23 protein-coding genes are annotated in these 21,062 nt (G+C 46.7%); 16 read left to right on the top strand and 7 right to left on the bottom strand.

Translation table 11 applies throughout. The annotated features are described in order from the left end of the window. Positions 1-20: 20 nt before the first annotated feature. Positions 21-1,442, bottom strand: coding sequence for a spore germination protein (locus tag HQN88_RS06430; RefSeq protein ID WP_420794145.1), 1,422 nt, complete (start codon positions 1,440-1,442; stop codon positions 21-23). Between the two features lie 473 nt (positions 1,443-1,915). Here HQN88_RS06430 and HQN88_RS06425 point away from each other — a divergent pair, with 473 nt between their 5' ends. The 6 genes from HQN88_RS06425 to HQN88_RS06400 all read left to right on the top strand — a co-directional run bounded on the left by HQN88_RS06425 (position 1,916) and on the right by HQN88_RS06400 (position 6,245). Next, positions 1,916-2,932, top strand: a complete 1,017-nt coding sequence (locus tag HQN88_RS06425; protein WP_173109390.1) for an ABC transporter substrate-binding protein — start codon at positions 1,916-1,918, stop codon at positions 2,930-2,932. A gap of 30 nt (positions 2,933-2,962) precedes the next feature. Continuing rightward, on the top strand, positions 2,963-3,253 hold the full coding sequence (locus HQN88_RS06420) for a thiamine-binding protein (RefSeq protein ID WP_173109389.1): 291 nt from the start codon (positions 2,963-2,965) through the stop codon (positions 3,251-3,253). Beyond that, on the top strand, positions 3,253-4,020 hold the full coding sequence (locus tag HQN88_RS06415) for an ABC transporter permease (protein ID WP_173109388.1): 768 nt from the start codon (positions 3,253-3,255) through the stop codon (positions 4,018-4,020). The genes HQN88_RS06420 and HQN88_RS06415 overlap by 1 nt, the downstream gene beginning before the upstream one ends. Before the next feature lie 19 nt (positions 4,021-4,039). Further along, positions 4,040-4,816 carry an ABC transporter ATP-binding protein gene (locus tag HQN88_RS06410; protein ID WP_173109387.1) on the top strand — a complete coding sequence of 259 codons (777 nt, stop codon included), beginning with the start codon at positions 4,040-4,042 and terminating at the stop codon, positions 4,814-4,816. Further along, positions 4,803-5,591, top strand: a complete 789-nt coding sequence (locus tag HQN88_RS06405) for a TatD family hydrolase (protein WP_173109386.1) — start codon at positions 4,803-4,805, stop codon at positions 5,589-5,591. The genes HQN88_RS06410 and HQN88_RS06405 overlap by 14 nt, the downstream gene beginning before the upstream one ends. A 93-nt stretch (positions 5,592-5,684) precedes the next feature. Continuing rightward, a complete protein-coding gene (locus HQN88_RS06400; protein WP_173109385.1) occupies positions 5,685-6,245 on the top strand; it encodes a DNA-3-methyladenine glycosylase I in 561 nt (186 codons plus the stop codon). Positions 6,246-6,309: 64 nt separating this feature from the next. Here the strand turns inward: HQN88_RS06400 and HQN88_RS06395 are convergent, their stop codons facing one another. From HQN88_RS06395 to HQN88_RS06385, 3 genes are all read right to left on the bottom strand, one after another. After that, on the bottom strand, positions 6,310-6,615 hold the full coding sequence (locus tag HQN88_RS06395) for a hypothetical protein (RefSeq protein ID WP_246320061.1): 306 nt from the start codon (positions 6,613-6,615) through the stop codon (positions 6,310-6,312). Positions 6,616-6,749: 134 nt separating this feature from the next. Beyond that, entirely contained in the window at positions 6,750-7,736 is a 987-nt protein-coding gene (locus HQN88_RS06390) for a YpdA family putative bacillithiol disulfide reductase (RefSeq protein WP_173109384.1), read from the bottom strand. A gap of 162 nt (positions 7,737-7,898) precedes the next feature. After that, positions 7,899-8,078 (bottom strand): hypothetical protein, encoded by a 180-nt coding sequence (locus HQN88_RS06385; protein ID WP_173109383.1) that lies wholly within the window; start codon positions 8,076-8,078, stop codon positions 7,899-7,901. A gap of 170 nt (positions 8,079-8,248) precedes the next feature. Here HQN88_RS06385 and HQN88_RS06380 point away from each other — a divergent pair, with 170 nt between their 5' ends. The 3 genes from HQN88_RS06380 to HQN88_RS06370 are packed head-to-tail and all read left to right on the top strand — an operon-like array spanning position 8,249 to position 9,509. Next, a complete protein-coding gene (locus HQN88_RS06380) occupies positions 8,249-8,557 on the top strand; it encodes a Dabb family protein (RefSeq protein WP_173109382.1) in 309 nt (102 codons plus the stop codon). 16 nt (positions 8,558-8,573) lie between these two features. Continuing rightward, positions 8,574-8,828, top strand: a complete 255-nt coding sequence (locus HQN88_RS06375; RefSeq protein ID WP_173109381.1) for a DUF2164 domain-containing protein — start codon at positions 8,574-8,576, stop codon at positions 8,826-8,828. A 45-nt stretch (positions 8,829-8,873) separates the two neighbouring features. Continuing rightward, positions 8,874-9,509 carry an NUDIX hydrolase gene (locus HQN88_RS06370; RefSeq protein WP_173109380.1) on the top strand — a complete coding sequence of 212 codons (636 nt, stop codon included), beginning with the start codon at positions 8,874-8,876 and terminating at the stop codon, positions 9,507-9,509. A gap of 105 nt (positions 9,510-9,614) precedes the next feature. Here the strand turns inward: HQN88_RS06370 and HQN88_RS06365 are convergent, their stop codons facing one another. Together HQN88_RS06365 and HQN88_RS06360 are read right to left on the bottom strand one after the other, a co-directional pair. Then, positions 9,615-9,779: a hypothetical protein gene (locus tag HQN88_RS06365; protein WP_157276792.1), complete on the bottom strand. Its 165-nt coding sequence runs from the start codon at positions 9,777-9,779 to the stop codon at positions 9,615-9,617. Positions 9,780-9,793: 14 nt separating this feature from the next. After that, on the bottom strand, positions 9,794-10,048 hold the full coding sequence (locus HQN88_RS06360) for a YpbS family protein (RefSeq protein WP_173109379.1): 255 nt from the start codon (positions 10,046-10,048) through the stop codon (positions 9,794-9,796). Between the two features lie 163 nt (positions 10,049-10,211). Between HQN88_RS06360 and hrpB the strand changes: the two genes are divergently transcribed. The 3 genes from hrpB to HQN88_RS06345 are packed head-to-tail and all read left to right on the top strand — an operon-like array spanning position 10,212 to position 13,707. Further along, entirely contained in the window at positions 10,212-12,698 is a 2,487-nt protein-coding gene (gene hrpB / locus HQN88_RS06355; RefSeq protein WP_173109378.1) for an ATP-dependent helicase HrpB, read from the top strand. A 33-nt stretch (positions 12,699-12,731) separates the two neighbouring features. Beyond that, positions 12,732-13,451 carry a lipase family protein gene (locus tag HQN88_RS06350; protein WP_173109377.1) on the top strand — a complete coding sequence of 240 codons (720 nt, stop codon included), beginning with the start codon at positions 12,732-12,734 and terminating at the stop codon, positions 13,449-13,451. Beyond that, entirely contained in the window at positions 13,444-13,707 is a 264-nt protein-coding gene (locus tag HQN88_RS06345) for a hypothetical protein (RefSeq protein WP_173109376.1), read from the top strand. The genes HQN88_RS06350 and HQN88_RS06345 overlap by 8 nt, the downstream gene beginning before the upstream one ends. A 534-nt stretch (positions 13,708-14,241) precedes the next feature. Here HQN88_RS06345 and fabF read toward each other — a convergent pair. Further along, positions 14,242-15,477 (bottom strand): beta-ketoacyl-ACP synthase II, encoded by a 1,236-nt coding sequence (gene fabF, locus HQN88_RS06340; RefSeq protein ID WP_173109375.1) that lies wholly within the window; start codon positions 15,475-15,477, stop codon positions 14,242-14,244. Between the two features lie 111 nt (positions 15,478-15,588). On the opposite strand from fabF, the gene HQN88_RS06335 reads away from it, so the two are divergent. The 4 genes from HQN88_RS06335 to araA all read left to right on the top strand — a co-directional run bounded on the left by HQN88_RS06335 (position 15,589) and on the right by araA (position 20,951). Beyond that, on the top strand, positions 15,589-16,431 hold the full coding sequence (locus tag HQN88_RS06335) for a helix-turn-helix transcriptional regulator (protein WP_173109374.1): 843 nt from the start codon (positions 15,589-15,591) through the stop codon (positions 16,429-16,431). 98 nt (positions 16,432-16,529) lie between these two features. Continuing rightward, positions 16,530-17,633 (top strand): GntR family transcriptional regulator, encoded by a 1,104-nt coding sequence (locus tag HQN88_RS06330; RefSeq protein WP_173109373.1) that lies wholly within the window; start codon positions 16,530-16,532, stop codon positions 17,631-17,633. Between the two features lie 84 nt (positions 17,634-17,717). Further along, positions 17,718-19,397: a ribulokinase gene (locus tag HQN88_RS06325; RefSeq protein WP_173109372.1), complete on the top strand. Its 1,680-nt coding sequence runs from the start codon at positions 17,718-17,720 to the stop codon at positions 19,395-19,397. Positions 19,398-19,463: 66 nt separating this feature from the next. Further along, positions 19,464-20,951, top strand: a complete 1,488-nt coding sequence (araA, locus tag HQN88_RS06320; RefSeq protein ID WP_173109371.1) for an L-arabinose isomerase — start codon at positions 19,464-19,466, stop codon at positions 20,949-20,951. Positions 20,952-21,062: the final 111 nt, after the last annotated feature.

Here is a 21,062-nt window from a genome sequence, read left to right as displayed (position 1 = left end):
TCCAATTCCTTACTTCTGATTTATTCGTTATTGTAATCATCGCTAATATCGTTAGGTTTGTTCACCTTAAACCGTTTGGTCGAAAGAGGTCGTATAAACCCTGGGCGATTAGATGCAAGGTTGAGGGAGGAACGAATGAAGCTATCTCTGAAGTCGCGGAAACGAAAAGGGAACACGGGTACGATGTAGGGGGTACCCAGAGATTGTAATCTCAATAAATGGCCCAGAAGAAGCACCAACCCAATGATCACGCCTAGACCTCCCCAAGCCGCAGCCAAGCACATAAATGGAAACCGCAAAAAACGAATCGTGTTAGCCATTTTGAATATAGGTGTGGCAAAAGAGGACAGCGCAGAAAGAGATACAATGATAATTAAAATATTGCTGGTAAGTCCGGCTTGTACGGCTGCTTCACCTAGTACGATACCACCAACAATTCCTAGTGTTTGTCCGACTTTGGTAGGCAATCTCGCCCCAGCCTCACGTAACAATTCGACCGTTAATTCCAATAGCAAAACTTCAAAGATCGGTGCGAAAGGGACGTTAGCTCTAGATTCTATAATCGGGGCCAGAAGTGATTGTGGGATAACGGAATAATGAAAGGTTAACACCGCAACATAGACGGGAGAAGCAAGTATGGAAAAGGTGACTCCAAAATATCGTATACACCTAAAAAAGGAACCCAAAACCCAAGGTAAATAATAATCTTCTGGTGAGATGAAAAAATCGAATACGGTGGTAGGCCCTGAGATCACATAAGGAGAACCGTTGCTTAATAGAGCTACTTGACCATTCAATAGATTGAATTTTGTTCTATCCACACGTTCAGAAGACATGAATAATGGGAAGGGTGAATTTGCGTTATCTGCTATGATTTGGTCAAGAATAGAAGTGTCAAATATTACGTCGAAATCAAGATCTAAGAGTCTTTGCCGGACCGTGTTTACATGCTGGGGGTTGCAAATGTTATCTATATATACAATCATTACTCTGGTTTGTGAAAGTGAGCCTAGGGTAAGTTCTTCAAATAATAGCTTGTCGGATATGATCTCTTTGCGGAGTAAGTTAAGGTTCGTATCGATATCTTCTACAAAGCCAACTTTTGGACCAATTACGCTATATTCATTATCCGCTTCATTATTACTTCGGTAGCCCAGTTTATGATCCGCAACATGTACTAAAAGCCCTTCATTGAAATCAGGTTCCAACTGAATATACACGGAGCCTTTGATCAATTTCTGTGAAATTTCTTCCAAATTGGATGAGAAGCTGATCTTTTCTAGTGGAATGAGTTGTTGTAACGCAGATAGATCAGTAATCTCTGTTGGCGAGATCTGAAGACGGTGTAATACTTCTTGTTGGAGGAGTTTCTGGTCAACAATGGCATTGCAATATGTGAAATGAATACGTTTATCGTGGATAATGTGTACAGATTGTATCAAATCAGGGGATCTAATGGTTTCCTTCAAAATAGTATATATATGTTGTGAAATATAGAGCAGCTCCTCACCATGAGATTCTTCACCCTTATTATGTATCTCAATATGGAAAGTATACCCAGACAACGTTAAACAGGGATAACTTGCTTATTTATTTAACTAGGGGTATATTAATGTAAATTGAATAGCAACCTTCCGGGAGCTTGAGTAGTCAGGCTGAGAGTGCGGGATATACCGCTGACCGTTCGATCTGATCTAGATAATGCTAGTGCAGAGAATGATTGTACACGACCACAAGTGTACGAATGTCAACGTATACGCCGCGAGAGACCTTTTGTCTTTAGCGGCTTTTTTGTATCTATGAACTCCTGGGGGAATGCCAGCGTAGAGATTCATAGAAATGCACTGGCGCTCCCGGATACCGGGGGCTTTTTCGCATGGTTGCATTAAGATTCACAGTGAAGGGGAAGAAGAAGATGAAATGGAATAAAATAGCATCGCTGGTACTTGTTAGTTTTACAGTCTTAATGGCAGGCTGCGGCAATAACACAGGAAAATCAGCTCAACCGACAGATGGCACCAAAAAACTAACCGATGTAAAAGTTGTTCTAGACTGGACGCCGAATACGAACCACACGGGGCTGTATGTCGCGAAGGATCAAGGTTTTTTTGAACAAGAGGGCTTGAATGTGCAAATCATCGCCCCTGGTGAAGGTGGAGCGGATACGATGATCGCTTCTGGTGCAGCGGAGTTTGGTGTGAGTTATCAAGAAAGTATTACGCAAGGCCGTATTCAAGGTGTACCGTTAGTTTCGATTGCTGCAGTTATTCAACATAATACATCTGGCTTTGCTTCACCGGTTGCGAAGAATATCAAAACTCCGAAGGATTTCGAGAACAAGTCGTATGGCGGTTGGGGTGCTCCTTCTGAAAGTGCCATGATTGAATCATTGATGCAATCAGAGAAGGCTGATGCGACGAAAGTGAAAATGGTCAATATCGGGGATGCGGATTATTTTACAGCGGTCAAACGCGATATTGATTTTGCTTGGATTTACTATGCTTGGACGGGTGTAGATGCGGAACTTCGCGGTGAGCCGCTCAATATGATTTATTTGAACAAATATTCGGATAAACTGGATTATTATACGCCGGTATTGGCGACAAATGAGAAGATGATCTCATCGAAGCCGGAAATCGTTAAGGCGTTCGTTGCTGCGGCATCCAAAGGGTATCAGTTCGCCATTTCCAAACCAGAAGATGCGGCGAATATATTGATTAAAGCAGTCCCAGATCTTGATCCTAAGTTGGTCGTTGCTAGTCAAAAATGGTTAAGCCCTCGTTACCAGGATGATGCCCCACGTTGGGGTGAGCAAAAGAAATCCGTATGGGAGAACTATGCTACATGGATGTTGGATCATAAGCTTTTAGAGAAAAAGCTGGATGTGGATGCAGCGTTTACGAATACATTTTTACCAGCAAGCACGAAATAATTCTGAGTCGAAAAGAGGAGAATTCCAATCATGGCTAATGCACTTGTAAGTATTCAAATTATACCTAAAACAGTGAATGGTGAAGACGTCATTCCTTATGTAGATCGTGCAATCGAAGTGATTGCAAAGTCAGGAGTTAAATATTTCGTTTCTCCACTGGAAACGACAATGGAAGGTGAGTTGGATCAACTCCTTCTAATTATTCAAGATATGAATACAGCGATGATTGAAATGGGGAGTCCGAATGTCATTTCTCAGGTGAAAATTTACTTCAATCCGTCGGGTGCTTCGATGGACAAGTTAACGGAGAAATACAGATAATGAACATCCATCGCTGGATTAAAGCAGGATGGCCGCCACTTGTGGTAGTCATCCTTCTGTTGTTTATATGGCAGCTTGCTGTCACTTGGGGAGGAACTGCAGATTGGCTGCTTCCGAGCCCTCTCAAAATATGGCGAGACGGTACCACTGATATGACGCGTGTGTGGATGCATATGTGGGCTACTGTTCGTTTGATGTGCATTGGTTTTAGTGTGGGAGCTATCGGTGGTGTTTTAGTTGCCAGCGTCCTACATAGGCTTCCTTTCGTTAAAGCGGGTTTCTATCCGTTGTTAATCCTATCTCAAAATATTCCGGTCATCGCACTGGGGCCGCTGTTGATTATTTTATTTGGTTTTGGCCTTTTACCTAAACTTATATTGATTTCACTTGTCTGCTTCTTTCCTGTGACGATGTCAACGTTAGATGGCTTTATGCAGACAGATCGCAGCATGTACAACTACATGCAAATGATTGGTGCATCGAAACGCCAAATTTTTTATAAATTAGAATTGCCTCATGCACTGCCATTTCTATTCACTGGACTTAAAATATCAGCTACTTATAGTGTGATGGGGGCTGTAATTGCCGAATGGTTAGGTGGAAATGTGGGCCTAGGGTATTATATGATCTTACAAAAATCAGCCTTCCGTGCGGATCGGGAATTTGTGGCAATCGGGATCATCGTGATTCTGAGTTTACTCTTTTTCTGGTTCATAGCAGGGCTAGAGAAGCTCATCATTCGTTGGAACGTCAAACGTTCTTCGTAGGAGAGGAGGAGCTGTGACCATGAGCAAACTAAAACTTACTGGGATTCATCATGTGTTTCCTAACAAAAAGGGGCAAGTCTCCGTGCTTGCGGATATTCATCTTCATGTCGAACAAGGTGAATTCGTTTCCATCATTGGACCCTCTGGCAGCGGTAAGAGTACCTTATTCCATATTATTGGTGGACTTGTTCAGCCGACGTCTGGTGAAGTTTGGTTAGATGACGAGAAGGTGACGGGGAAAAAAGGACTCATTTCTTACATGCCACAGCAACCGGCGTTGTTCCCATGGCGCTCCATAGAGGAAAATGTAGCACTAGGGCAGGAAGTGGCAGGAGAGTCGCGTACTTCAGCGATCGCCAAAGCTAGAGAATGGCTGCCCAAAGTTGGACTAGGCGGCTATGAACGGGAGCTCCCACATGTCCTGTCAGGGGGGATGCAACAGCGTGTTTCCTTTCTGCGAGCCTTATTAAGTCCGCAGGAACTTATGTGCTTAGATGAACCCTTCGGCTCCTTAGATGCGTTAACACGGCTGGATATGCAGGCGTGGCTCCTTAACATTTGGGAGCAGAATAAACGATCTATTTTATTCGTCACGCATAGTATCGAGGAAGCGTTATTTCTGTCAGATCGTATCTATGTGCTTTCCAATAAGCCTGCAACTATCTTGGAAGAGTTGAAGGTGCCATTTGCAAGACCGCGTCAGGAATCTGTCATGCAGGAATCGGAATTTATTGCACTAAGACAGCATATACAAGGGCTGTTGCGACGGGAGAAAATAAACAATGTCAGCTATTGATGCGCATATTCATCTCGATATGTATGACGAAGAGTCAGCGAAGGCGATTATTGCAGATCTGGAAGCTTCGCGGGTGCAAGCCTGTATCGCGGTATCCCGACATCTGGTTTCTTGTGAAGCTACAAAGCAATTAAAGTCACTTGCTCCAGATCGCATATTTGCGGCTTATGGCTTTCATCCAGAGCAAGAGCTGCCCACGGAAACGCAGGTGGAGGCATTAATCGATTGGATGAGTGAACACGAAAATGATATGGTCGCAGTTGGTGAGATTGGCCTGCCATACTATATGCGTCACGAAGTAGAAGAGTCCGGCAAGCCGTTTGACATAATACCGTATATTCAACTGCTGGAGCGTTTCTTACAGCTTGCTGCCCAGTGGGACAAACCTGTTGTACTGCATGCAGTTTATGAGGATGCGGAAATCGTTTGTAACCTACTTGCCAAATATGGACTTAAGCGAGCGCATTTTCATTGGTTTAAAGGATCTAACAAAACTGTGGGGCGGATGATAGGCGCTGGTTATTATATATCTATCACACCAGATGTTCTCTATGAAGAAGAAATAAGAACTCTTGTTCGTGAATACCCTCTGGAGCTCATGATGGTGGAGACAGATGGGCCTTGGCCATTCGAGGGACCCTTCGCGGGTGAAGAGACACATCCTCGTATGATTCACGCTGTCATTGAACAAATCGCTGAGCTGAAGGGGAAATCCGTGCAAGAGACGGCAGCTATTTTACTTCAAAACACCACTCGCTTCTATAAGTTGTCTTGAGGCCTGAAATAAATCCAACTGGACAAGTGTTCGTCTTGGATCTATAATGAAATAGAACACATGTTCGATATTTGGATGAGGTGAAAGAATAAGATGACAAACCGATGCGGTTGGGTTAACGAAGACCCTTTATATCAAGATTACCATGACCATGAGTGGGGAGTTCCCGTGCATGATGATCGCATCTTGTTTGAGATGCTGAATTTGGAGGGCGCTCAAGCTGGTTTAAGTTGGTATACGATTTTGAAGAAGCGAGCTGCCTACCGGGAAGCTTTCGATGGCTTTGATCCGCACGTGATCGTGAATTATGATGAGGCGAAGCTGCAGGATTTACTCCAAAATCCAGGCATCGTGCGCAATCGTTTGAAAATAGCTTCCGTTGTTGGGAACGCAAAGGCCTTTCTGAAGGTTCAACAAGAGTTCGGCACGTTTGATTCGTATATTTGGAGCTTCGTAGGTGGCGAAACCATTAAGAATAACTGGGAAGACAGTCGTCAGTTACCTGCCAAAACGGACATCTCAGATCGTATGAGTAAAGACTTAAAGAAGCGCGGGTTCAAATTCGTCGGTTCGACGATTTGTTATGCTTACATGCAGGCAGTGGGCATGGTAAATGATCATAGCCAAGCTTGTTTCCGTTATCACAACGAATAACTTGAAGTAAAACATAAGGCCATCTGAAGGACGAAGTGTCCGAATCAGATGGCCTTATTGTGCTTCAATTGGCATGTTGGAGTTGTTTTTCTATTAGATTGGCTTTGATCATATAAATCCGTTTGCGAATGTAGAAATCATAAACAGCGCCAGTAAGTTCCTTTGGTTTAATGCGGTTGTTCGTGTCGTTATCTATGATTGTCACCGATCCGTCGTCATAAAACTTGAACGTGTAATCGGCATAATAGGTGTGTGCTTCGTCAAGCATGTCATTGATCTGTGCAGGCAAAAGATGGTCAGTGTCACACAATGCCTTCTGATACCAATAATCTCTCTCGATAAAACGAAAATTGTGACTGGGGTTCATCATGTTAACTACCTCCTCATCTATTAGAACATTTGTTCTTGTTTTCATTATAACAAACATGTGTTCGTAATGGAAGAGGAATCTCTGAAAAAAAGGAAATATTTTCATAGAATTAACATAAGAAAAACCACCAATCTCTAAGATTGATGGCTCTGGCCGTTAACGATATGTTCGGTAATGGAAAGTCCGTGTAACCGGCCTGTTTCGATGAAGATCTCGTTCGCATCATATTTGGAAGAAGCGACCACACCTGCGACGTATAAGCCGGGAATGTTCGTTTCCATGGTCTCTGGGTTAACCAATGGTGCGTTCGTTTCTTCATGAAACAGAACGCCGATATCCGTAAGCAGGAACCGATCCGGCCGAAAGCCGGTTAGGGCAAGTACGAAGTCATTCTCCAGAGTGACGTGTTCGTTTCCTTTTCGGACATGAACAGTTTGCTCATCTATTCGTTCCACCTGCGCGTCAAACCACATTCGGATACGTCCTTTATTCACCATGCTTTCAAATAAGGGTCGAACCCATGGTTTGATATTGGCAGAGAAGTCTTTCCCTCGGTAGACGACAGTTACATCAGCACCTACACGGAGCAAATCCATGGCCGCATCCACGGCTGAATTGTTACCTCCGATGATCGCGACTTTCGCACCGGCATAAGGATGTGCTTCTTTGTAGTAATGAGTCGTTTTCGGAAGCTCTTCACCAGGGATGCCCAGCATGTTTGGATGATCGAAATATCCAGTTGCGACAACGACTTTAAGCGTATCATAGGTTGCTTTATTGCCAAATTGATCAGACGTATGAACTTTGAATCCAGTTTCCACTTGTTCAATACGAACAGCTTCTTCATAAGATCGAATGCGCAGCTGCTCACGGCGAGCGACTTCACGATAGTAAACCAGCGCCTCTTGGCGGTAAGGTTTGTCATGCGGGGTCGTAAAAGAGTAGCCGCCGATCTCTAACAATTCCGGTGTACTGAAAAACTGTAAATACGTAGGGTATAAGTAAATAGCATTCACGATACAGCTTTTCTCTATGAGTAATGGCGACAGACCGGCGCGCCCTAAGGCAACAGCTGCCGATAATCCGCAAGGACCCGCCCCAATAACAATGACTTGTTCCACGTTGCAACCTCCTCCAATACATGCTTCTAAGTCTATAGTAGCGCACGAGGTAGGAGATGCCAAGTTCGAATACCCTTGAAAATAAGTCGAAATAACGAAAATAGAGCAGCCGCCAGCTCCTGAAGGAGGCATGGAATGACTGCTCTAAATGAAGGAAGCCGACTATTTTTGGTTCAGTTGATTTTCTTCATTTTCTTCACTAATATCGTCTTTGGCAAGATTGATAGTAGATGTGCTAGGTGCATTTTCTAACGTATCATTCACGAAAGCCATATCTTGATTTTCCGCATTCGTATTCGTAGTTCCTGTATAGTTGCCTTGATGTTTCTTATTTTCGACCATAGGAGCACTTCCTTATCTCTGATTTAAAGTACTCGATTAATGTGTTCGAAAGAGAAGGATTTTATTCCCTTTTTTAGACACGGTGAAGCAGGAGTGAGAGTCCATATAGTTCCTTGCAGCAAAATCCGCTATAATAGGCAAAGATGGACTATGAAGGAGAGATGGTAAGAATGAATACGTCAAACATTAAACATATGGTTGTTTTCAAGCTGCATGGGGGTAAAAATAACGCAAATGCCGAGCATTTCCTGAAAGTTAGCGCTGAAGAGCTGACAACAATACCTGGTGTTGAACAATTTGAAGTGCTGCGCCAAGTGAGTGTTAAAGCGGATTACGACTATGGTTTCTCTATGGTTTTTGCAAATCAAGCCGCTTATGAGGCTTATAATAATCACCCCGTACATACCCAGTATGTGGCTGAGCGTTGGATGAAAGAAGTTAGCTCCTTCCAAGAAATCGATTTTCAAATTTTCGAGTAATAGGAGGGATGCCTAGATGAAAGTTTTGAAATTGCCCAAGGATGAGAAAGACACCCTAATTAGTGATTTGCAGGAACATTTAGATGTCGAGCTTGGGGTGACAATAGGTCAAATTGCTGCAGAGCAATTGATCGACTACATGCTTCAGCAACTTACAGCACCTATTTATAACCTTGCGATTGAGGATGCACTGAAAGGCGTTAGAGACAGAATGGCTGTGCTAGAGGACGATCTCTACGCGATGAAAGTTACCAAGCTTACTCGGAGGTAACGTGAATTTCTTCAAGCAAGAGCTGATTTGGAGAGGGAACGTGTAATGAAGAAGTCTGAAGAGCAGTTTGATGTGTTTGATGAAAAAAAGAATTGGCTCGGCGTGGCGCCTCGCTCTGAGGTTCATGCCAAGGGACTGTGGCATCAGACCTTCCAATGCTGGATTATCACCTTGGAAGAGAACGTACCGAAGCTTCTGCTTCAGCTAAGGCATCCTGATAAAGATCTCTTCCCTGATTTACTGGATATCTCTTGTGCAGGGCATCTAGCTGCTGGTGAAACAGTCAAAGAGGGGACACGGGAGCTAGAGGAAGAGTTAGGGCTCTCCGTTTCATTCGAAGATTTAATTCCTTGTGGAGTATTTGCGGAAGAGGATCTAATTTCGGACATGCTGATTGATCGTGAGTTCTGTCATGTCTTCCTTTATCGCTGCGATCAAGCGTTGCGAAGTTATGAACTCCAGCCCGATGAGGTGACAGGACTATTTGCTGTGACTGTGTCGGAGTTCAAACAACTTGTTAGCGGTGAACAGGCTGAGATTACGGCAAATGGTTTCAAAAGAGGAAGTAACGGAGAGTATGAAGATGTCGAATGGCCCATTTCGTTGAAGGAAGTGGTTCCTCATCCAACGGCGTATTTTGAGCTGCTTTTTCAGAAGATGGGGGAACAGGGCTGGGAGTAGTGTGAGAAGACTGCAGACCTGAAGGTAGATAAGATAATAGGAAGACCTGAATGAAAAAGAACCGAATCAGTTGATCTGATCGGTTCTTATGGTGCGCAATATCTTCTAAACGAAATAGGCATTCGCAACGTAGACATACGCGATGTAACACACGATGGAGAGGCCTATGCAGGTGATTCCCCATGCAATTTTCTGCTTAAACAAGAGCAAGAATCCAGCGCTGAAAGCGGATCCCATGATAAGCATTGAAATAAAAGTTAGTACACCCATGGAAATGTATCTCCTTACCCTTTGTTTACGTAATCACGAACCATTTCCTCAGTAACAAGGGAACGGAGTGGAGAAATACCTTTTTGGGCATGGGCGATAATTTGGGCCGTTACCGCGTTGATGGCATCAACGTTAAATGGCAGCCCGCGTTTGCACAGATCGACAGCCGCGTCAATGGCGTGCTCCCGCTGCGCATCAAGCTCAGCAAATCGAACGAGATGCAAATGCTGTGCATTCGAATGTTTGGAAATCGCTTCATGTACATTCATGTTAAAGTTCTCCTTTAGTGACTAGATTGTCTTCTAGTATACACGATTGAAAAGCGAAGGAACAGGTTTCCAAACAGAAAACAGATGAACAAATCGTGATCTTTCATTCATTCCACTAACATTTAATGGCATTAATAAGATAGAGAGCTCGGAGTGAACCCTCATGAACGTGTTACCCATTAATGCAATACTTCCACAACTCGTACAAACCTTGCAAGACCGAACGAGTGCAATTGTAGTTGCGCAGCCTGGTGCGGGCAAAACAACGCAGGTTCCATTAGCATTATTGGAAGCAGCGTGGCTGCAAGGCCACAAGATTCTTATGCTCGAGCCAAGAAGACTTGCAGCCCGCGCAGCAGCGCGTTACATGGCCAAACTGCTGGGTGAAGAAGTCGGTCAGACGATTGGTTATCGGGTGAAAAATGATACACGAGTTGGACCGAAAACACGGATTGAGGTTATTACAGAAGGTGTTCTAACCCGTATGCTGCAGCAGGATCCTGCTTTGGATGGGGTTGGCATCGTCATATTTGATGAATTTCATGAGCGAAGCCTGCATGCAGATCTAGGGCTTGCTTTGTGTCGTCAATCACAGCTACTACTTCGGGAAGACTTAAGAATTTTGCTAATGTCCGCAACCTTGGAAGCCAACGAGATTTCTACACTTTTAGATGATGCGCCGATTATTGAGAGTGCAGGCCGAAACTATCCCGTTGATACGCACTATCTGCAACAGAAAGTTGTAGGGAGAATAGAACAAGCGGTAGTTGCAAGCATTGGGCAAGCGTTACAAGAACACGCTGGGAGTTTGCTCGTATTTCTACCAGGTGCAGCAGAAATTCATCGTGTAGCAAATGGACTTGCGGCGTTGCGATTGGGAAAGGCTGTGCATGTTGCACCTTTATACGCAAATCTTTCGTTGGAGGATCAAGATCAAGCGCTGGCGGCTGTCCGCACGCCTGGCCATCGCAAAATCGTGCTGGCCACCTCGATCGCCGAAACCAGCCTAACGGTCGAGGGGATCACGGTTGTGATCGACAGCGGCCTCATGCGTGTGCCGCGTTTCTCGCCCCGCACCGGCATGACCCGTCTGACGACGGTGCCGGTATCCGTTGCCTCTGCTGATCAACGCAGAGGCCGAGCAGGGCGTCTCGGTCCAGGCGTGTGTTACCGCCTGTGGACCGAGACCGAGCATCGGCAGCTCCCGCCGAGCTCTACGCCCGAGATCCGCGAAGCTGATCTCGCCCCGCTGGCGCTGGAGCTTGCCGCCTGGGGCGCGCCAGACCCCGCTGCGCTGGTCTGGTTAGACCCACCGCCTGCCGCTGCGTATCAGCAGGCGCGGGAACTTCTCGTGCAGCTAGGCACGCTGTACGAGAACGGGAGCCTAACGCCGCACGGCAAGCGTGTCGCGGCGTTAGGCCTGCACCCGCGGCTTGCGCACATGGTGCTGCAAGCCATCCCGCTTGAGCTCGGCGCACTGGCGTGCGAGCTCGCGGTCATGCTCAGTGAGCGCGATTTCATGCGCGCCGCCGAGAGGGATGCGGATGTGCGCAGCCGCATCGAAGAGCTCTGGCGCGCGCTGCGAGGCGACGCGCGCCAGGGGGTGGACCTTGACCTTTGCCGCCGCATCACGGCGGAGGCAAAGGTCTTGATGCAGTCGCTCGGCATTCGGCCGAGCGTTAGCCCTGCAGCGGCGAGCGGACTGTTGCTCGCCTTCGCCTTCCCCGACCGCGTCGCGCAGCGACGGTCGGCGGGGCGGTTTACGCTCGCTAACGGCCGCGGTGCCGTGCTGCCGGAGCTGCAGCCGCTCTCGAACGAGCGCTATATTGTCGCAGCAGAGCTGGACGATAGCGGAACGGAGAGCCGCATCTACCTCGCAGCGCCTCTGCAAGAGGAGGCGTTGTTCACTGCTTTTGAGAACCACATCCGCAAGGAACAAGTTGTGGAATGGGACGGTGCAGTAGGTTCTGTGCGAGCCAGAGAACTTTGGCAGCTTGGTGCGCTTACTCTCAAAGATAAACCGCTTCAAGAACCCGATCCGGATCTCGTCCTGCAAGCATTGCTTGCAGGGATTCGCTCAGAATCCTTAGACGTGTTGCCTTGGACACGAAATGCGCGGCAGCTACAGGAACGCAGCATCTTTTTACATCGTTTTACGGAAAATTGGCCTGACCTTCGGGAAGAAACCTTACTGGCAACTCTTGAGGAATGGGCGGGTCCGCATCTGTATGGACTAAAAAGTAAAGGAGCTTTGAGCCGCCTTAACTTGACAAGCCTATTAGAAGGAATGCTAACATGGGAGCAACGACGTTCGTTAGACGAATGGGCGCCTACACACATTCAAGTGCCAAGTGGGTCACGAATCCCCGTAGACTATAGCAATATGGAGTCACCTACACTTTCTGTACGATTGCAAGAAATGTTTGGATTGGCAGATACGCCTCGTATCGCTAAAGGGAGGGTGCCAGTCACTTTACACTTGTTATCGCCAGCACAAAGGCCTATGCAGGTGACGAAGGATTTGGCTAGCTTTTGGCGAGAAGCCTACTTCGAAGTGAAGAAAGATCTTAAAGGCCGCTACCCCAAGCACTACTGGCCTGATGATCCTATGGCGGCAATTCCGACGAACCGTGCAAAGCCTAGAACCTGACCCCATTTTTCCTAGAAAGGAACGGAGCAAGCCATGACAATTCACGCTGATACCGCGAACATCGTTATCTATGTTTCAGCTGGATTTGCAACCGCGTCAAACTTCTTGGATGACTTTGCGGCAAAACTTGCTTCGCGTTACGAGCAAGCAGGGAGACGTGTATGTGTCCATATTCACTTCCCATATGGCGATTGGGAGCGATCGAAGCGAGGTCAGTTGCAGGAAATCGTACGTGATATGTGGCATAATGCCCACCGAAAAAATTCAGTTCATGGTGGTAAAAGTTTGCTCGAATTCGTCGTTTCTACAAAGGGGCAGGGGAAAAAGCTGCTATTCATCGGGCATAGCGCAGGTGCGGTAGCCTCTATCTTGGCAGCAAAAGAGCTGGAACATCACGGCTGTGACATCCTTGGCGTCATCCAAATTGGATCACCGAGATGTGCGATTCCGGCATCATTAATGCACAAAGTGTTATATGTACATGCTACGAATCCACAAAATCAATCCCGTGATCCCATACCTCGGCTGGGAACATGGGGAGGGTGGAGCCGAACACGATTAGGCATTCACGCCTGGAACCGAGTGAAACATGCGCCGATTCACCAGGTAATGCTCCCGATTATCGGGAGTCATGCTGATTATTTTAGAGATCACAACCCCTACATATGGGAACAGGCATCAAACTTACAAACCACCATGAACGCAATTTGGAGATGGCTACAAACAATGGAAAAGGATGTTGAACATGATTGAAATTTTGAAAGCAAGTATGGAACACAGCAAGGAAGATGGCTACCTCGGGCATGTCGAATTCAAAGTCGAAGGCCATGAGCATCCGTACGAAATCACACTCCAAAGCACCAAAGGTAAAAACGACTGGAGCTACGCCCTTCACTTCTTAAGTGAATCCGGTAAAGAAGAGGATATCGAGGCTGTCGAGGAATTATTAGAGGAAGACGAGTGGTTTGATCTACTTGTGAACGCGGCGCGAGAAACTGTGGCGAAGTAACTAAACTCTGCACCTGATCTTTACTTGAAATGGTTATCAAAGTTATCACACGTAGAGGGTGTTCCAAAAGACAACACTGACGAAAGGGAACGAGGATACGCTATTTACTGATAAAAGAACAAAATGGGCATCGAAGGGGAACGACAGTACCTTATTTAGCCCAAATACGCCAAAATCAGACGAAATCAGGCGAATAGTGTATCTACGTTCCGCTTGGAGTCAATTGCACCCGATATCGGGGAAATAGCGCATCTACGTTCCCTTTTGAACAAGGTCATGCATCCTATATTCGGATTTCGGGAGTCACAGTGGATTTGAAGCAGGTTTGCTCATTAATCATTAACGAAATGAGAGGCAATCTCAAAAGGTCTACATTGACCTTAGAGATTGCCTCTTTGTTGTTGACATTAGAGATGAAGCAAACTAACAGAAGACAACTGACATTATTTGAAATCTGTCATTCTAAACTTTGTTGGATGATGAGGTTTTGTACCGTACCGAGCGGCGCTGTATAGCCCCGTGCCGTTCCCCCGCTCACCCAAACTTTTTCAATATCAACACCGCATTATGTCCGCCAAAGCCAAATGAGCTAGACAGCCCGTACTGAAGTTCCGCACGTCGCGCCACATGGGGCACGTAATCCAAATCACACTGAGGATCTGGATTGTCCAAGTTGATGGTCGGGGGGATGAGGCTGTCCTGCAAGGTTTTGATCAGGGCGACGGCCTCGACACCGCCGGCGGCACCTAGCATGTGGCCGATCATGGATTTGTTGGCGCTGATCGGCACGTTGTAAGCGCCGCGGCCAAGGAGACGCTTGATCGCCAGCGTCTCGGAGAGATCACCCGCAACGGTGCTCGTCGCGTGAGCGTTGATGGTGCTGATCTCCGACGCGTCGATCCCCGCATCTACCACCGCTTCGCGCATGGCTCGGAAAGCCCCCGAGCCCTCCGGATCGGTCGCCACGATGTGGTAGGCGTCCGAGGTAGATCCATAGCCGACGATTTCGGCATGGATCCGAGCCCCGCGTCGCTCCGCATGCTCGAGCGACTCCAAGACCAAGACGCCGGCGCCTTCGGCGGCGACGAATCCGTCGCGCTGCGCGTCGAACGGGCGGCTTGCCTGCTCCGGCGCGTCGCAGCGCGTCGACAACGCGGTTGCATTGCCGAAGCCTGCGAGAGCGAGGTCGGTGACCGTCGCTTCGGCGCCGCCGGCAATGACGGCATCTGCGCCTCCGCGCTGGATAAGCTTAAAGGCTTCGCCAATAGCGTTATTGCCCGTCGCGCAGGCGGTAACGGGAGCTAACGATGGCCCTTTGGCACCGTACAAGATGCTAACCTGGGCAGCCGCCATGTTAGCGATCATCATCGGAACAACAGTCGGACTGACTCGACTTGGCCCTCGGGACAGCAGTGTTCGATAGTTGTCCAAGATAGTTTGGATGCCGCCAATGCCAGAGCCGATATAGACGCCAACACGTTCTTCGTTGGAAGCATCAATCACGAGATTAGCGTCATCGACGGCTTGTTTAGCTGCCGCGACGGCGAACTGGGTGTAGCGATCCATGCGTCGCACCTCGCGACGTCCAACGGCGGCTTCGGCATCGAAATCCCGGACAACGCCAGCGAAGTTCGTTTTGTAATCCGATGTATCGAAATGCTCTATTGTAGAAATGCCAGATTGCCCCGTTGTCAAATTCCCCCAGAATGTATCTACATTATTTCCTATTGGCGTAATGACGCCCATTCCTGTAATAACCACACGTTTCATCGCGTCGTCCTCCTTTTTCATATAGAATGTCACACTGCGTATCCTATTACAAGTTAGCGTTTATACTGGTATAATGGCTTCTATGATACTAGGCTAAGGAGGATACCTAGCATGAACACGAAAGAGAGACTTCAGGAACTATCGCACTTTCTCATGGCACATCGGTCACGTATTCAGCCGCATGAAGTTGGATTATTAGGCGGTAGTAGACGGCGGACGCCGGGATTGCGTCGAGAGGAAGTCGCAACGATTGCTGGTGTAAGCACGACTTGGTATACCTGGCTGGAACAAGGAAGAGACATCAAAATGTCTGTACAAGTACTTGATCGCATTGCATTGGCCTTACAATTAAATGAAGATGAGCGGCAGTATTTGTTCAGTTTAGCGTTGGAACAACCAGCGCCAGCGACCTTTGTTGATCAAATACCGACAATAAGTCCGGCTTTGAATCGGATTTTGACGGAGTTGCATGATTGCCCCACAATTGTATCAGATCGTCGATGTCACATTGTTGGTTGGAATCAAGCGGCTGCGGCAGTCTTTCTTGACTTTGCAAAACTCCCAGAAGGGGAGCGGAATATGATATGGCTGCTTTTTACCCGAAAAGAGTTGAAATCACTGGCTGTCAATTGGAGCGACTTCGCAAAAGGCTTCTTATCGATGTTTCGTTCCTATTATGGTCAATATGTAGGAGATAATTGGTATAGCGAGTTTATTGAGGAACTGAGTGATCGGAGCAAGGATTTTCGTGCCTTTTGGAACGAGAGTGATGTTAGCACTGCACCAGAAGTTTTTATTGAATTTCGACATGCCAAGGTAGGGAAAATGTTGTTCGATCTAACTTCCTTACAGGTCCAAGGGAGAACGGATCTGAGATGCAGTGTATATACGCCATCTATTGGATCTGATACGGATACGAAGATCAGACTGCTGATGAGCAAATTAGCTGAATAAGCACCTAGTTGACATAGCAACGTCGTTTTATAGAAATATGTACATACAAGTTGAGCGAATGGTATAATACGTTCACAATCAAAGCCCTGAGGTGAAGCATGAAAGAAAAGCAATTACCCAAATATCAACAATTAAAACAGGAAATTTTATTCTGGTTACATACTGGAAGGCTTAAGCCAAATGATCAAATGCCATCTGAAAATGAAATTGCTGAACAATTCCTGATGAGTCGTCAGACGGTAAGGCAGACGTTTGGTGAACTGGAGAAAGAAGGTTGGTTGTATCGGATGCAAGGCAAAGGAACCTTCGTCTCTACACCACAAACGCAAAAATCACGCGATGTACAAACGATAGGCATCCTGACGACCTATATTTCTGACTATATTTTTCCGCATATTGTTAGAGGAGCAGAGGCCACATTACGGGCGAGAGGTTATAGACTACTGCTCTCCTCCACGGATAACGACAAAGCGAAAGAACGGGAAAGCTTGGACATGATGATGAGTCAGCCTCTGAGTGGACTTATTATTGAGCCGACAAAAAGTGCGGAGGGCAACCCGAATCTTAGTTATTATTTGTCATTGGACTACCAACATATTCCGTATCTCATGATCAACGAGCGATACCCTGAGATGAACTGTCCTTCCTTAGTCGTGGATGATGAAGTCGGTGGATTTAAGGCTGCAGAACATTTGATTCAGCTGGGACATCGGCGGTTGGCGGGCTTTTTCAAAACGGATGATGGGCAAGGTGTAAATCGGTTAAAAGGCTTTATTCGCGCGCATCAAAAATACCAAATTCCGTTGCTTCCGGAATTCGTTATTCATTATACGACGGAAGAAAAGCGGACAAAACCATACAGAAGTGCGCTTGCTATGCTGGAACACAGTGCGGTAGGGGAACGGCCAACGGCCTTTGTATGTTACAACGATGAGCTTGCGATTCATCTGCTTGAAGCTGTACGTACAATTGGTATGCAGGTACCGCAAGATATCTCGTTAGTCGGATTCGATGATTCGAATCTTGCAACGGCAACCGAAGTGAAATTGACGTCACTTTCACATCCCAAAACAGAACTTGGCAGCGATGCTGCGGGCATTTTGATTGATATGATTGAGAATAAGCGAGGGAGTGGCAGTGAAACAGGGAAAGTATACAAGCCAGAACTGGTGATCCGAGAGTCAACCATTCGCATTCTGTAATTTTCAAAATAGGGGTAGTCAACTTGTACGTACAAGTGTTATACTAAGAGCAAGGAACAGGTATAATTTTGAAGGAGGCTCCCCATGTCGAAGAAATATGCGATTGGTGTTGACTATGGTACGGAATCAGGACGTGCGGTTCTGGTTGATTTGAGTGATGGCACAGAGGTGGCAGATCACGTTACACCGTATCCTCACAATGTTATTGATGAGAAACTGCCGGTATCCGGTGTGAAGTTAGAATACGATTGGGCTTTACAACATCCTCAGGATTATATCGATGTACTCACACAATCTGTTCCAGCAGTTGTACGTGCATCTGGCGTAGATCCAGCAGATATTATCGGATTGGGAATTGATTTCACGGCATGTACAATGCTGCCAATCAATAAAGCGGGTCAGCCGCTGTGTTTTGAACCAGCACTTGCGGCTAATCCACACAGCTGGGTGAAACTGTGGAAGCATCATGCAGCACAAGATGAAGCTACACTCATTAATGAGATTGCAGCGAGCAGAGGGGAAGCTTTTTTACCACGTTATGGCGGTAAAATTTCTTCCGAATGGATGATTGCGAAGGTTTGGCAGATTTTGAATGAAGCGCCTGAGATTTATGAGCAAACGGATCGTTTCTTAGAAGCGACGGATTGGGTTGTGTCTCAAATGACAGGGCAAACCGAAATCGTGCGCAACAGTTGTACAGCAGGATATAAATCCATTTGGCACAAGCAAGACGGGTACCCAAGCCAAGATTTCTTTGGAGCATTGGACCCTAGACTTGTAGATGTCACAGAAACGAAGCTTCGCGGAGATGTTGTTGCCCTTGGCACGAAAGCCGGGGAATTGACAGCGGCTATGGCTGAGCGCATGGGTCTAGTAGCGGGAACTGCGATCGCTGTTGGTAACGTTGATGCTCATGCAGCTGTACCAGGTGTTGGTGTAGTTACACCAGGCAAGCTGGTCATGGCAATGGGAACTTCGATATGTCATATGCTGCTTGGCACTGAAGAGAAAGAAGTAGAAGGCATGTGCGGCGTCGTTGAAGACGGCATCATTCCTGGCTACTTAGGCTACGAAGCAGGACAATCGGCTGTTGGTGATATTTTCGCATGGTATGTGGAGCAAGGTGTTCCTGCGTATGTAGAAAAGGCTGCCGCGGAGGAAGGCATCAACGTGCATGAATGGTTGGAGCGTCGTGCATCCGCTTACAAACCAGGTGAAACAGGCTTACTTGCCTTGGATTGGTGGAACGGCAACCGCTCAGTGCTTGTAGATACAGAGTTAAATGGACTTATCCTAGGTTATTCCTTACTTACGAAACCAGAAGAAATCTATCGTACTTTACTGGAAGCAACAGCTTTCGGCACACGTAAAATTGTTGATGCTTTCCATAGCAATGGGGTTGCGGTTGAAGAATTGTACGCATGTGGCGGATTGCCGCAAAAGAATCATCTTTTGATGCAAATTTATGCAGATGTAACGAACCGTGAAATCAAAATCGCGGATTCCAAACAAACGCCAGCGCTTGGCGCAGCGATGTTCGGTGCAGTTGCTGCAGGTGCGGACAAAGGCGGTTATGACAGCATTGTAGATGCCGCGCAGCAAATGGCACGTGTTCGTAAAGAAACGTTCAAGCCGATTGCAGAGAATGTAGCTGTATACGAGAAGCTATACCAAGAGTATAGCAAGCTGCATGACTATTTTGGTCGTGGTGACAATGATGTTATGAAACGACTTCGCTCGATTCGCGAGGAAGCTCGTCATTAATGATCCGTTAATTAACGAACGTAATTTGCAATTCAATAACCCAATATCCTAGGAGGCATCAAGCCCATGAACCCTTTTTCAGAAAAAGTATTTTGGTTTGTTACTGGTAGTCAGCATTTGTACGGACCTGAAACGCTGCTTCAAGTAGATGAACACTCCCAACAAATTACAGCAGGCATTGATCGTTCCGAAGCTATTCCAAGCAAACTCGTGTTTAAGCCCGTTCTAACTACGCACGATGCGATTCGTAGACTATGTCTTGACGCGAACGCAGATGACTCTTGTGCGGGAATTATTACATGGATGCATACATTTTCACCAGCTAAAATGTGGATTGCGGGTCTTTCGGAGTACCGTAAACCGTTGCTGCACTTGCACACTCAATTTAACCGTGATATTCCCTGGGATACGATTGATATGGATTTCATGAACTTGAACCAAGCTGCCCACGGTGACCGTGAATATGGTTTCATCGGCGCACGCATGGGAATTGCTCGTAAAGTCGTTGTCGGTTACTGGGAAGATCCAGCTGTGCTTGAACGTATTGGCGGTTGGATGCGCACGGCAATGGGATTCATTGAAGGACGCAATTTAAAAGTTGCCCGTTTTGGTGATAATATGCGCCATGTTGCGGTAACGGAAGGCGATAAAGTTGAAGCGCAAATTAAATTTGGCTGGTCTATTAATGGGTTCGGTGTAGGCGATCTTGTACAACGTGTAGGAGATATCTCTGAAGCTGAAGTCGATCAACTGATGGATGAATACAACGAAGCGTATGATATTACGCCAGAAGGACGTACAGCGGGTCCAATTCGTGATGCGATTCGCGAGCAAGCTCGCATCGAGCTTGGGATGAAAGCATTCCTACAAGAGGGCGGTTTCGGCGCATTCACAACAACATTCGAAGATTTGCATGGTCTTAAGCAATTGCCAGGACTTGCTGTTCAACGTTTGATGGAGCAAGGCTACGGTTTCGGTGGCGAAGGGGATTGGAAAACTTCTGCCTTGCTGCGCGTGATGAAAATCATGGCAAATAATAAAGGGACTTCCTTTATGGAGGACTACACGTATCATATGGAATCAGGCAATGAGCTCGTACTCGGCTCTCATATGCTAGAAATTTGTCCAACAATCTCAGCGACTCGTCCGAAAATCGAAGTGCACCCACTTGGTATCGGTGGCAAAGCGGATCCAGCTCGTCTTGTTTTCGACGGTGCTTCCGGTCCAGCGCTGAATGCCTCACTTATCGATATGGGCAATCGCTTCCGCTTGCTAATTAACGAAGTTGACGCGGTTCAACCGGTTAAAGCGATGCCGAAATTGCCTGTGGCACGCGTTCTTTGGAAGCCGCAACCTTCCTTAAGTGGTTCAGCAGAAGCTTGGATTCTTGCTGGCGGCGCACATCACACGGTGTTCTCTTACAATGTGAGCACAGAGCAACTAGTGGATTGGGCTGAGCTAGCAGGGATTGAAGTCGTCATTATTAATAAAAATACATCAACCTTACAGTTCCGCAATGAGCTTCGTTGGAATGATGCGGTGTGGAAACGCTAAGTTAGCCATGTTTGTTAAGGACCTGAGGCCCACAGCCTCAGGTTTTTCTTCTCACTTCGTGGAAAGTCACATTTGTCGATATAAAAGCAATTTACGTCCATTGACATTTTT

It is taken from the genome of Paenibacillus qinlingensis (assembly GCF_013204845.1).
GTDB classification, from domain to species: Bacteria; Bacillota; Bacilli; order Paenibacillales; family NBRC-103111; genus Paenibacillus_E; species Paenibacillus_E qinlingensis.
This window is presented reverse-complemented; position numbering and strand designations above follow the sequence as displayed.

Coding starts and splice junctions, on each gene's coding strand:
- HQN88_RS06395 (WP_246320061.1), bottom strand. CDS start 6,615: ATGATGAACCCCAGTCACAATTTTCGTTTTATCGAGAGAGATTATTGG.
- HQN88_RS06350 (WP_173109377.1), top strand. CDS start 12,732: ATGACAATTCACGCTGATACCGCGAACATCGTTATCTATGTTTCAGCT.
- HQN88_RS06335 (WP_173109374.1), top strand. CDS start 15,589: ATGAACACGAAAGAGAGACTTCAGGAACTATCGCACTTTCTCATGGCA.
- HQN88_RS06360 (WP_173109379.1), bottom strand. CDS start 10,048: ATGAATGTACATGAAGCGATTTCCAAACATTCGAATGCACAGCATTTG.
- HQN88_RS06330 (WP_173109373.1), top strand. CDS start 16,530: ATGAAAGAAAAGCAATTACCCAAATATCAACAATTAAAACAGGAAATT.
- HQN88_RS06345 (WP_173109376.1), top strand. CDS start 13,444: ATGATTGAAATTTTGAAAGCAAGTATGGAACACAGCAAGGAAGATGGC.
- hrpB (WP_173109378.1), top strand. CDS start 10,212: ATGAACGTGTTACCCATTAATGCAATACTTCCACAACTCGTACAAACC.
- fabF (WP_173109375.1), bottom strand. CDS start 15,477: ATGAAACGTGTGGTTATTACAGGAATGGGCGTCATTACGCCAATAGGA.
- HQN88_RS06385 (WP_173109383.1), bottom strand. CDS start 8,078: ATGGTCGAAAATAAGAAACATCAAGGCAACTATACAGGAACTACGAAT.
- HQN88_RS06365 (WP_157276792.1), bottom strand. CDS start 9,779: ATGGGTGTACTAACTTTTATTTCAATGCTTATCATGGGATCCGCTTTC.
- HQN88_RS06410 (WP_173109387.1), top strand. CDS start 4,040: ATGAGCAAACTAAAACTTACTGGGATTCATCATGTGTTTCCTAACAAA.
- HQN88_RS06380 (WP_173109382.1), top strand. CDS start 8,249: ATGAATACGTCAAACATTAAACATATGGTTGTTTTCAAGCTGCATGGG.
- HQN88_RS06420 (WP_173109389.1), top strand. CDS start 2,963: ATGGCTAATGCACTTGTAAGTATTCAAATTATACCTAAAACAGTGAAT.
- araA (WP_173109371.1), top strand. CDS start 19,464: ATGAACCCTTTTTCAGAAAAAGTATTTTGGTTTGTTACTGGTAGTCAG.
- HQN88_RS06370 (WP_173109380.1), top strand. CDS start 8,874: ATGAAGAAGTCTGAAGAGCAGTTTGATGTGTTTGATGAAAAAAAGAAT.
- HQN88_RS06405 (WP_173109386.1), top strand. CDS start 4,803: ATGTCAGCTATTGATGCGCATATTCATCTCGATATGTATGACGAAGAG.
- HQN88_RS06325 (WP_173109372.1), top strand. CDS start 17,718: ATGTCGAAGAAATATGCGATTGGTGTTGACTATGGTACGGAATCAGGA.
- HQN88_RS06415 (WP_173109388.1), top strand. CDS start 3,253: ATGAACATCCATCGCTGGATTAAAGCAGGATGGCCGCCACTTGTGGTA.
- HQN88_RS06375 (WP_173109381.1), top strand. CDS start 8,574: ATGAAAGTTTTGAAATTGCCCAAGGATGAGAAAGACACCCTAATTAGT.
- HQN88_RS06425 (WP_173109390.1), top strand. CDS start 1,916: ATGAAATGGAATAAAATAGCATCGCTGGTACTTGTTAGTTTTACAGTC.
- HQN88_RS06400 (WP_173109385.1), top strand. CDS start 5,685: ATGACAAACCGATGCGGTTGGGTTAACGAAGACCCTTTATATCAAGAT.